This window comes from Galactobacter sp. (genome assembly GCF_022712295.1).
GTDB lineage: Bacteria > Actinomycetota > Actinomycetes > Actinomycetales > Micrococcaceae > Galactobacter.
Genome location: NZ_JALAGT010000197.1, coordinates 1 through 10,964 on the forward strand (window position 1 = coordinate 1; position 10,964 = coordinate 10,964).

The following is a 10,964-nucleotide window of genomic DNA, read 5'->3' on the forward strand; positions in this document are numbered from 1 at the left end:
CACGTGTGGTCCGGTTGCGTACGCAACCGGACCACACGTGCGTTTGGCATGGTGGTCTTGGGCAACGCGTGTCTCGGAAAATTGGTCTCGGCTGGCAAGATTGCTGGCATGGGAACCAACTCGGGTGCACGGCCCAGTCGCGGTAACGCCCAGGAACACCTGCGGCGCGCCAACGCGGCGACGGTGCTGAAAGAGATCTTCCTGCATCCTGGGCAGTCGCGCCGTGAGATCGCCGAGGCCACCGGACTCAGCGCGGCGACGCTGACGCCCGTGGCTTTGCGTCTGATCGGTTCCGGACTCGTGATGGAGGGTGCGCCCGTCTCCACGGGACAGGGGAGGCCGCGGATCCCGCTGCGTATCGATCCGCAGGGGCCCCTGAGTCTCGGGATCCACCTGGGCCCCAGGATCTCCGGTGTCGTGCTCACCGACCTGTTGGGCGCCGAGGTGGCTTCCGTCCTGGTGGCACACGAGGGGGACGCGAGTCAGACGCTGGGGCTGATCGCTGACGCCGCAGACGTACTGCTGGCCCAGCATGCTGAGGGTCGGGTGATTCTCGGCACCGGCGTGGCATCCGGCGGCATCGTTGACGGGCCTGCTGGGGTCATCAAGGAGAACCGGGGTGCGGATTGGACCGAGGTGCCCGTGGTGGACTTGCTCTCGGACCGACTTCCCGGACCGATCCTCGTGGACCACAACACCAGGGCGGCGGCCCAGTACGAGCTGCTGTACGGACACGGCCGGGATACCCCGGACTTCCTGCTGATCGTCTCCACAGCCGACCTCGGAGCGGTATTGGTGGACCACGGGAGGATTCGGCACGGAGCACACTCGTTCGCCGGCGGGTTGGATCATCTGAGGGTCGGGGGCCCTGATCTTCCGTGCGCCTGCGGTTCCTCGGGGTGCCTGGTCACGGTGGGGCAGGACGACGCCGTGGTGCAGCGGTGCATCGACGCAGGGGTGCATGGCGTGCGCAATTATGACGACGTGGAACGCCTGGACGAGCTCGGGGAGCCGACCGTGCGTCGGATCGTGGACGAGAGGGACGCGGCCTTGGGTGTCGCAGCCACCGTGCTGGGGGAGATGTTGGATCCGGCGTTGATCGTGGTGTTCGGTACCCCGGTGGAGGTCCCGCGGCACCTGCCAGTGATCAGGGAGGCGGCACGCGAGTCCGGTCGGTCGGGAGCGGATGTGGCTGCGCGGATCACCGCGTCGACCGATCACAGGTTGTCCCTGTCCATCGTGGCCGCGTCGCTGGTGGTGGCACGACTGTTGGAGGATCCGTTGGGGCTGGTCACTTTCGCGTGACTCATGACTCGTGACGCGGGCTGGGTGAAATCCATGTTTCGGGTTTGACAGGGTGCTCTTTGGTCGGCTTTTATTTTGAGTGTCAAAATAACGAGTGATGCACCTCACCACCCAGGAAGAGACCATGAACCCACGCACCTCACTTTCCGCCGGGGCAGCCAAGGGCGCCCGCCTCCGTAACGCAGCGGTGGTCGGCGTCGCCGTGGCCGCGCTGGCTCTGACCGCATGCGGCGGGTCCGGCTCCAATACTTCCAAGGGCACCGGAAGCGGTGACGGAACCCTCAGTTTCCAGACCTCGGAACCCAAGGCGATCGTTCCTCAGCGCGATGCCGGTTCGCAGATCGGTATGGCGATGTGCGCCAACCTCATGGAGGTCAACTCCGACTCGCAGGAACTGGAGCCGCTTGCGGCCAAGAGTGTCGAGAGCAAGGACTCCGTCCACTGGGACATCGAGCTCCAGGACGGCTGGACCTTCCACGACGGCACGCCGGTCACGGCTGCCTCCTTCGCCGACGCGTGGAACGCCACCGCACTGGGTTCCAACGCCTGGCTCGGCAACTTCGCGTTCGTGAACGTCAAGGGCTACGAAGACCTCAACCCCGCCAAGGGCGAGGCCAAGACCAAGGAACTCTCCGGAGTCGAGGTCGTGGACGACACCCACCTGAAGGTCACGTTGACGGACCCCATGGCGGACTTCCCCAAGTTGCTCAGCACCAACCCGACCTGCCCCATGCCGGAATCTGCCTTCAAGGACCCTGAGGGATACGCAGCGGAGCCTGTCTCCAACGGCCCCTACAAGTTCGTCAGCTGGGACCACAACAAGGAGGTCGTGCTGGAGAAGTGGGACGACTTCAAGGGAGGCGACGGGTTCACCGGTGAAGCCAAGAAGCTCGTCGGCAAGATCTACACGGCGGTGGACCCGGCCTACACGGACATGACGGCAGGGAACCTGGACATGATCCGCAACGTCCCAGCACCCATGGTGGACAAGGCCAAGAAGCAGCTGGGTGAGGACGCGGTCTACGAGGTGAAGACCCAGTCCAAGATGCAGTCGCTGAACATTCCCGACTACCTGCCGCAGCTGAAGGACCCTGATCTGCGCAAGGCGATCTCGTTGTCCATCGACCGCGAGGCCATCGCGAAGTCCATCCTCAAGGGCTATGCCACTGCCTCGGATTCCTTGGTCCCTGACTCCCTGGATTCCTACCAGGAGGGCACCTGCGAGGACTGTGGTTTCGACCCGGAAAAGGCGAAGGAACTGCTGAAGAAAGCCGGTGGGATCGATGGCCCGTTGGTGATCGAGGCCCGCTCCACCGACAACCAGCAGCTGCTGCAGGCCATCCAGAAGATGATCAAGGACAACCTGGGCATCGAGGTCAAGCTCAAGCAGTCTCTTGGTACAACCCTCTCCGAGCGCACCAACAACCGCGAACTCGAGGGTGCCCAGTTCGGTCTGTGGGGCTGGTCCTACCAGTCTCCCGACCAGTTCCTGAGCCAGTACCAGACCGGTGGTGACGGTAACCAGACCACGGCATACTCCAACCCGGCCGTGGACAAGAAGATGAAGGCCGCTCACGCCGAACAGGATCCCAAGAAGGCCGCCACGCTGTACCACGATGCCGAGGCGCTGATCTTCGAGGACATGCCCTCCATCCCGCTGTTCGTTCCCACGGACCTGGGTCTGCAGTCCAAGTGCGCCGTGCTCAACGACGTGCAGGGCGACCTGCAGTTCTACCGCGCCGGCTACGACTGCTGATCCGATCCTCCGCAACCGCATCTGTCGAAAGGAGGTGAACGCGTGCTCGGCTACGTCATCAGGCGCATCCTGCAGATGATCCCGGTGCTCATCGGAGCTACCTTCATCATCTATGCGCTGACGTTCCTGATGCCAGGTGACCCGCTGGCCTCGCTCACCGGCGAACGGCCTCTGCCTGAGGCCACCGTCCAGCAGATCAGGCTCGCCTATCACCTGGACGACCCGTTCCTTGTGCAGTACTTCAATTACTTCATCGGGCTGTTCCAAGGCGACTTCGGAATGGACTTCTACGGGCGTCCGGTGCTGGGGCTGATCCTGGAACGGCTGCCCGTGACGGTGGTTCTGGCCCTGACCGCGTGGGTCCTGAAGTTGATCATCGGCCTGGTGATCGGCGTCTACGCAGGACTCAAGCACGGTCAGGCCGCCGATCACCTGGCGTTGATCTTCACCGTGGTGTTCATGGGTATCCCGGTCTTCGTGATCGCACTGGGCGCTCAGACGCTCTTCGGCGTGAAACTCTCCTGGGTGGACCCGGCCGGGATCGGGTCCGGATGGCCCATGGCCTACATCCTCCCGGCGCTGGTCATGGCCCTCGAGGCTTCCGCCGGACTGGCACGCCTGACCAGGACCTCACTGGTAGGTGTGCTGCACGCAGGCTACCTCTCCACCGCCCGGGCCAAAGGGCTCTCTCCCACCCGTGTGGTGTGGGGGCACGCGATGCGTAATGCCATGATCCCGGTGGTTACATACCTGGGCCTGAGCCTGGCAGGAATGTTGGGCGGCACCGTGATCATCGAGTCCGTGTTCAATCTGCCCGGCATCGGGGGACTCATGGTGGATGCCATCAACAACAAGGAAGGCACGCTGGTGGTCGGTATCGCCTCGTTGCTGGTGCTCGTGTACCTCACGTTCAACCTCATCGTGGACCTGACCTACGGCTTGATCGACCCGAGGGTGAGACTATGACGACCGCGGAAACAACAGCGGCTGCTCCGGACCCGACGCACCTGCCACCCACGGAGAAACTGCGTGGCCGGGCCAAGGCCAAATGGCGTTCATGGCTGCAGCCACGTCTGGTCATCTCCGGGATCATCGTGGCGATCATGGTGCTGATCGCGGTGTTCCCGCAGCTCTTCGTGGGCTTCGGGCACGGCCCCAACACGCACTGCGATCTGCTCCTGACCAATGAGGGGCCGTCGGCCCAGCACTGGTTCGGGCGTGATACCCAGGGCTGCGACTATTACACGCAGGTGATCTATGGCGCCAGGGCCGCCATCACCGTGGGTGTAGTGGTCTCGGCGGTGGCGTTCGTGGTCTCCGCGATCTTGGGGGCGCTGGCCGGCTACTTCGGTGGTTGGGTCGACGCCGTCATCTCGCGAGTGTGCGACATGGCTTTCGGCCTCCCGTTCATCCTGGCCGCCATCGTGGTGCTGCAGTTGTTCAACGAACGCAACCTGTGGACCGTGATCTTCGCGCTCTCCCTGTTCAGCTGGCCCGGCGGGGTTCGCTACATGCGTTCTGCGGTGCTGGAGGTCAAGGGGCGCGAGTTCATCCAGGCCACCAAGTTGTTGGGCGCCAGCCGCACCAGGATCATCTCCAAGCACGTGGTCCCCAACGCCATCACACCGCTGCTGGTCTTGCAGACCTTGGGTGTCGGAAGCATGATCTCCGCCGAAGCGGGGCTGACCTTCATCGGCATCGGACTCACACCGCCTGCAGTCTCCTGGGGACTGCAGCTGGCGGCAGCGAAGGACTACATCGACGAGGCGGCACACCTGCTGGTGTTCCCCTCCATCTTCCTGACCATCACCGTGCTCGGTTTCGTCCTCTTCGGGGAAGCCCTGCGCGACCGGTTCGACCCGAAGGGGCGTTGAGCATGACGTCTACGACACAACCGGCCGAGGGGCCGTTGCTGCAATTGCACGACCTCCAAGTGGAGTTTAGGACGAACCACGGCGAAGCCAAAGCCATCAACGGGGTGAACCTCAGTGTTCATCAAGGTGAGGCGCTGGGGATCGTGGGTGAATCCGGATCAGGCAAGTCCGTCACGGCACGTACGGTGATGGGACTCCTGGATGCCCCCGGCTATGTGGCCGGTGGACGGATCGAGGCGGACGGCGAGGACGTCTTGGGCATGGCGCCCAAACAGCGGCGTGCGCTCTATGGGCAGCAGATCTCCATGGTGTTCCAGGATGCCTTGAGCGCGTTGAACCCGGTCCACACGGTGGGTCACCAGATCGGTGAACTCTTCCGTGTGCACCGGGGTGCCTCGCGCAAGGCAGCCAAGGTCAAGGCCATCGAAATGATGGACAGGGTCCGGATCCCGGACGCAGCGCGACGGGTCAACGACTACCCGCACCAGTTCTCCGGTGGCATGCGCCAGCGGATCGTGATCGCGATGGCGCTGGCTCTGGACCCTCAGCTACTGATCGCGGACGAGCCAACCACGGCTCTGGACGTCACGGTTCAGGCTCAGATCCTGGAGCTGCTACGAGAAGAACAACGCAGCCGCGACATGGGTCTGATGCTCATCACCCACGACATCTCCGTGGTGAGGGAAGTGACCGACTCGGTCGCGGTGATGTACGCGGGAAACATCGTGGAGTCCGGTCCCACCGCAGAGGTGCTGTCCAACCCCCAACACCCCTACACCCGCGGCCTGATCGACTCCGTGGACGCCAGGGTGGAACGCGGGTCCCGGCTACCGGCCATTCCCGGCATGCCGCCGGATCTGTTGTCCTTGCCCGAAGGCTGCCCTTTTGCTCCGAGATGCCCGTTGGCAGACGACCACTGTAGGACCACCAAACCGTTGGACCGGAGCATTGCAGAGAACCGAACCGTTGAATGCCACAAGGCCGAGGAGGTGAACCGGGATGAACTCCTCTACGCCGGCTGAGCCACTGCTACAGGCCAAGGGAGTGGCCCAGCACTACGAGATCTCTCGTCCGTTGCCGTTCATGCGCAAGAAGATCGTGAAGGCGCTGGACGGAGTTGACCTCACCGTTGGAGAAGGTTCCACGCTGGGCGTCATCGGGGAATCCGGTTGTGGCAAATCGACCCTCGCCAGGGTGCTGTCGGGGCTGGAGAAGCCCTCCTCCGGAACGGTCTTGTTCCAGGGGCAGGACATCAACAGCCTGGGCGGTGAGGAACGCCGCCGCATGCGGCGCAACATCCAGCTCATCTTCCAGGACCCGGCCGCATCACTGAATCCTCGGATGAGCGTTGAGCAGACGTTGCTGGAACCTTTCTCCATCCACCCGGATGTACTGCCGCGCAACCGACGCCGAGACCGGGTCAGGGAACTCATGGAACTGGTGGGTCTGAACCCGGACCACATCACTCGCTTCCCCCACCAGTTCTCGGGTGGCCAGCAGCAGCGCATCGGGATCGCTCGAGGGCTCTCACTGGGACCCAAGGTGCTGATCTGCGACGAAGCGGTCTCCGCGTTGGATGTCTCCGTGCGTGCGCAGGTCGTCAACCTCCTGGCGGATCTGCAGGAGGAGATGGGATTGTCCTACGTCTTCATCGCCCACGACCTCCAGATCGTCAGACATGTCTCGGAAGAGGTCTCGACGATGTACCTGGGCAAGGTGGTGGAACAGGGCCCAACCGATGATATCTACGTCAGAGCTCAGCATCCCTACACTCAGGCGCTGCTCTCGTCCGCTCCGGAACTGCGCAACGACCCGGAGCTGGCCAGGGAGCTGATCCTGTTGCAGGGAGATCCACCCTCGCCGGTGGACCCGCCGTCAGGATGCCGATTCCGGACCAGGTGCCCGGTGGCCACAGATGCCTGCGCCACGGACAGTCCAGAGTTGATCTCCCGTGTGAACGGCAACGATGGCCTGCCCACTCCGAGTGCGGATCCGCACCGGGTGGCGTGTATCCACCCCGGTCCGCTCTCCGCCGCCGCCACGGCTGGGTGACGGACGGCGGAAGCCGGCCCGGACCGTCGGGCACAACCAACACAGCGGCGGGAAACCGTCCAGGAAACGTAAGAAAAGAGAATCAAGCTTATGTCGAGTCATACGCAGCAGCCTGCTGCAAGCCCGGCCGCGACGACCCACGTGATGCGTGTTGGGATGGTCGGATTCGGTTTGCGCGCCGGGCTGCACCGTGAGCTCAACGCGCCCGAGCGCGGGTCCGTGGTCAGCCACGTGTGCGACCTCTCCGAGCGAGGACGGGCGGACGCCGCGCGGGCTCTGCCTGAGGCCACGATCACGGACGACCTCGAGATCCTCCTGGCCGCCGGACTGGACGCGATCGTGGTGCTGACGCCGGACTTCACGCATCGCGAGGTGGTGCTGCGCACGCTGAAAGCGGGCATCCCGACCTTCTGCGAGAAACCGTTGGACATCACCGTGGAGGGTGCGGATCAGATCCTCGCCGTTGCGCGGGAGACCGGCACCAGGCTCTACGTGGGGCACAACATGCGGCACATGCCGGTGGTGCGCGGTATGCGGGACATCGTGGCCTCCGGGGAGATCGGGGAGGTCAAGGCCGTGTGGTGCAGGCACTTTGTGGGCAACGGTGGCGACTACTACTTCAAGGACTGGCACGCCCAACGGGAGTATGCGAACACCCTGTTGCTGCAGAAGGGTGCCCACGACATCGACGTGATCCACTGGCTGGCCGGCGGGTCCTCGCGACGAGTGTCCGGAATGGGTGGGCTGACCGTCTACGGGGACGTGGCCTCGCGCCGCGACAACTCCGACCGTCGTATGTGGGACTGGTTCTCCGCCGACAACTGGCCGCCCACTGAGCAGACCGACCTCAATCCGGACCTGGACGTGGAGGACCTCTCCATGGTGCAGATGCGGCTGGACAACGGGGTGTTCGCTTCCTACGAGCAATGTCATTTCACGCCGGATTACTGGCGCAACTACACCGTGATCGGGACGGCAGGCCGCATCGAGAATTTCGGGGACTCGCCTGGAGGGGAGATCCGGGTCTGGACCACTCGTCACTCCGGTCTGCACGACCCCGACCGCGTGGTGCCGATCGAGGAATCCGACGGCGGACACGGCGGCGCTGATCCGGCGCTGATCCAGGAATTCCTGCGCTTTGCGAGCGAGGGTGGGGCCACCGATACGTCGCCAGTCGCGGCGCGCGAGGCCGTGGCGACGGGGGACCTGGCCGCTCGTTCCCTGCGGGCCGGGGGCGGCGCGGTAGACGTGCCGGCGCTGCCGGAGGACCTGGTCGCCTACTTCGAGAGGGGGCAGACCGAGGCTTGATGCTCATTCGGCAAGGTGCTCCAGTGCCTCCTTCAAGGTGCTGAGCACCTGGGCCACGGCAGGGCGGTGAAGCGCCTGCGGCTGGCAGAGGGCCTCGATGACCCGTTCGTGAGGGCGGCCCGCCATGGGGCGCAGCACCACACCGGAGGGCGCCAGGGATGCGGCCGTGTGGCGGGGGAGTGCCGCGACCACCCCGCCACCGGACCCAGCGCCCGCCGCCACCAGGGCGGCCACCGTGGCGTAGTCGTTGATACGGTGCACCACCTTCACCGGGTGGTGCGCCGCTGCGGAGACATGCCGGACGATGTCCGCGGGGGAATAGCCGGGGCGCGAGGAGACCCAGGATTCCTCGGCCAGGTCCTCCGGCTTGAGTTCGCTTGCCTTGGCCAGCGGATGGTCCCAGGGCAGGGCGATGTCGAAGGGTTCGCGCAGCAGTTCCACGGAGCTGACGGTGGTGGGCCAGGGCTCCGAGTCGTCCACGCGGTGAGCCACCACCACGTCGTGGCTGATGGTCAGCGCCGGGAAATCGTCCATGGAGACGTCCTCGTCGGAGACCATGACATTCGGTAGTGGCATCAGCGCCGGGGCCAGAACCGGACCCACGGAATGGAACATGCTGACCTTGACGGTTTCTGTGGTCCCTGCACCGTGCAAGGTGGCGCGGGTGACCTCCATCGCGGAGAAGACCGCCTGAGCTGCATCCGACACGCGGCGTCCGGCCTCGGTCAGTTCGAGCCGCCGACCCACCTTGCGGGTCAGCGGTTCTCCGGCCTCCTGCTGCAGCTGGGTCAGGTGCTGGGACACCGCTGATGGGCTGACGTAGAGGGCTTGGGCCACGGCACGCAGGGAGCCGAGTTGATCCAGCATTCTGAGGGTCTTCAGCTGTGTCACATCCATACAGTTAGTCTTAACTATTAGGCCTGAAAGATGAAACTCTCGTGACCTATGCAGGCTCCGTTAGGTCCAGCAGACTGAAATGTGTGAAGGCGATATTCAAAGAATCCCTGTCAGCCCCGCTGGCCCTTGTTGAGCGTCCTGAGCCGCTGCCCGGCCCGGGCGAGGTCAAGATCCGAGTACATACGACCGGGATCTGTGGGACGGATCTGCATATCCAGGCTGGTGACGCGGCCGCAGCGGCCATGATTATGGCACCCCTGGTTCCAGGGCACGAGTTCTACGGGGACGTTGTGGAGGTTGGCGAGGGAACGGATCAGGTGGAAGTCGGTGATCTGGTCTCGGGGGAGGGGCACATCGTCTGCGGCGTATGTCGCAACTGCAAGGCCGGGCGGAGGCACCTCTGCATCGACACCGTCTCGGTGGGTGTACAGCGTGACGGGGCCTTCGCAGAGTTCGTAGTTCTTCCGCAATCCAATGTGTGGGTGCACCGCGGCAACTCCGTGACGCCCGAACTAGGAGCGGTTTTCGACCCGTTCGGCAATGCCACCCACACCGCTCTGGCCTACCGCATGGTGGGTGAGGACGTGCTCATCACCGGAGCGGGCCCCATTGGGGTGATGGCCACTGCCGTGGCCAGGCATGCCGGTGCCCGACGGATCGTGGTCACCGATGTTTCCCGTCCCCGGTTGGATATGGCCATGGCTGCGGTCGCGGATGCCACCGTCGACGTGGGCGGTGAGCGGATCCGGGACTCCCAGTCCCGACTGGGGATGCGCGAGGGGTTCGACATCGGAATGGAGATGTCGGGCAAGCCCTCAGCGCTGCCGGAGATGGTGGAGAACATGAACCACGGAGGACGCATCGCGATGCTGGGACTCCCTACGGAGAGCATCGACCTGGACTGGAACCGGGTGGTCACCCGCATGCTCACGGTGCGAGGCATCTACGGCCGCGAGATGTCGGAGACCTGGTATGCCATGACGGCGATGTTGGACTCCGACCCGACGTTGCGCCGGCGTGTGGAATCCGTGGTGACCGAAGTGGTCCCGGCGGACAGATTCGAGGACGCCTTCGCTGCGGCGCGGGCCGGCGCCTCCGGGAAGATCGTTCTGGACTGGCGCTGACCCGGTTCGTGAACGCAGACGACCAACGACTTTTTCCGAGAACAGGCAAGGGCAGGGAAGCCACCATGTACACCAGCGTCAAGCAGCAATTGCAGGACCAACTCAAGGGATTCGAGGACGCGGGGCTGCGTAAGCACGAGCGGACCATCGTCTCGGCGCAGTCGCCTCGTATCGCAGTCGAGGGCGCGGACGGGCGGATCCGGGAGGTCGTGAACTTCTGCGCCAACAACTATCTGGGCATGGCCGATGACCCCCGCCTGATCGAAGCAGCCAAGGCGGCATTGGACGAGCGTGGCTTCGGCATGGCATCGGTGCGCTTCATCTGTGGGACGCAGGACCTGCACGTCGAGCTGGAGTCGCGGCTCTCTAACTTCCTCGGCACCGATGACACCATCCTGTTCTCATCCTGCTTCGACGCGAACGGTGCGGTGTTCGAGCCGCTCTGCGGGCCCGAGGACGCCATCATCTCCGACGAGCTCAATCATGCCTCCATCATCGATGGCATCAGACTCTCCAAGGCGCACCGCCTTCGCTACCGCAACCGTGACATGGGCGACCTGCGCCGCTGCCTGGAGGAAGCCGCCCACCTCGACGACGGACGTGGGGCCCGCAGGACGCTGATCGTCACCGACGGGGTGTTCTCCATGG

General features: G+C 64.4%; 10 protein-coding genes. 9 read left to right on the top strand and 1 reads right to left on the bottom strand.

The window, feature by feature from the left end:
- The first annotated feature begins 108 nt into the window (after positions 1–108).
- The 7 genes from Q0A15_RS14260 (at position 109) to Q0A15_RS14290 (ending at position 8,295) form a co-directional block, all read left to right on the top strand.
- On the top strand, positions 109–1,305 hold the full coding sequence (locus Q0A15_RS14260) for an ROK family transcriptional regulator (RefSeq protein ID WP_291280189.1): 1,197 nt from the start codon (positions 109–111) through the stop codon (positions 1,303–1,305).
- Positions 1,306–1,402: 97 nt separating this feature from the next.
- Complete coding sequence (locus tag Q0A15_RS14265) at positions 1,403–3,061, top strand: ABC transporter substrate-binding protein (RefSeq protein ID WP_291280190.1); 1,659 nt, start codon at positions 1,403–1,405, stop codon at positions 3,059–3,061.
- Positions 3,062–3,103: 42 nt separating this feature from the next.
- Positions 3,104–4,027 carry an ABC transporter permease gene (locus tag Q0A15_RS14270; RefSeq protein WP_291280191.1) on the top strand — a complete coding sequence of 308 codons (924 nt, stop codon included), beginning with the start codon at positions 3,104–3,106 and terminating at the stop codon, positions 4,025–4,027.
- Entirely contained in the window at positions 4,024–4,935 is a 912-nt protein-coding gene (locus Q0A15_RS14275; protein ID WP_291280192.1) for an ABC transporter permease, read from the top strand. Before Q0A15_RS14270 ends, Q0A15_RS14275 begins: the two co-directional genes overlap by 4 nt.
- Before the next feature lie 2 nt (positions 4,936–4,937).
- On the top strand, positions 4,938–5,957 hold the full coding sequence (locus Q0A15_RS14280; RefSeq protein WP_291280193.1) for an ABC transporter ATP-binding protein: 1,020 nt from the start codon (positions 4,938–4,940) through the stop codon (positions 5,955–5,957).
- Complete coding sequence (locus Q0A15_RS14285; protein ID WP_291280194.1) at positions 5,935–6,987, top strand: ABC transporter ATP-binding protein; 1,053 nt, start codon at positions 5,935–5,937, stop codon at positions 6,985–6,987. The genes Q0A15_RS14280 and Q0A15_RS14285 overlap by 23 nt, the downstream gene beginning before the upstream one ends.
- Before the next feature lie 90 nt (positions 6,988–7,077).
- Positions 7,078–8,295 carry a Gfo/Idh/MocA family oxidoreductase gene (locus Q0A15_RS14290; RefSeq protein ID WP_291280195.1) on the top strand — a complete coding sequence of 406 codons (1,218 nt, stop codon included), beginning with the start codon at positions 7,078–7,080 and terminating at the stop codon, positions 8,293–8,295.
- Between the two features lie 3 nt (positions 8,296–8,298).
- On the opposite strand, the gene Q0A15_RS14295 is transcribed toward Q0A15_RS14290, so the two are convergent.
- Positions 8,299–9,192, bottom strand: a complete 894-nt coding sequence (locus tag Q0A15_RS14295) for a LysR family transcriptional regulator (RefSeq protein ID WP_291280196.1) — start codon at positions 9,190–9,192, stop codon at positions 8,299–8,301.
- An 83-nt stretch (positions 9,193–9,275) separates the two neighbouring features.
- Here Q0A15_RS14295 and tdh point away from each other — a divergent pair, with 83 nt between their 5' ends.
- Positions 9,276–10,316, top strand: coding sequence for an L-threonine 3-dehydrogenase (tdh, locus tag Q0A15_RS14300; RefSeq protein WP_291280197.1), 1,041 nt, complete (start codon positions 9,276–9,278; stop codon positions 10,314–10,316).
- A 65-nt stretch (positions 10,317–10,381) separates the two neighbouring features.
- A partial coding sequence (locus Q0A15_RS14305; protein WP_291280198.1) for an aminotransferase class I/II-fold pyridoxal phosphate-dependent enzyme occupies positions 10,382–10,964 on the top strand: 583 nt, incomplete at its 3' end.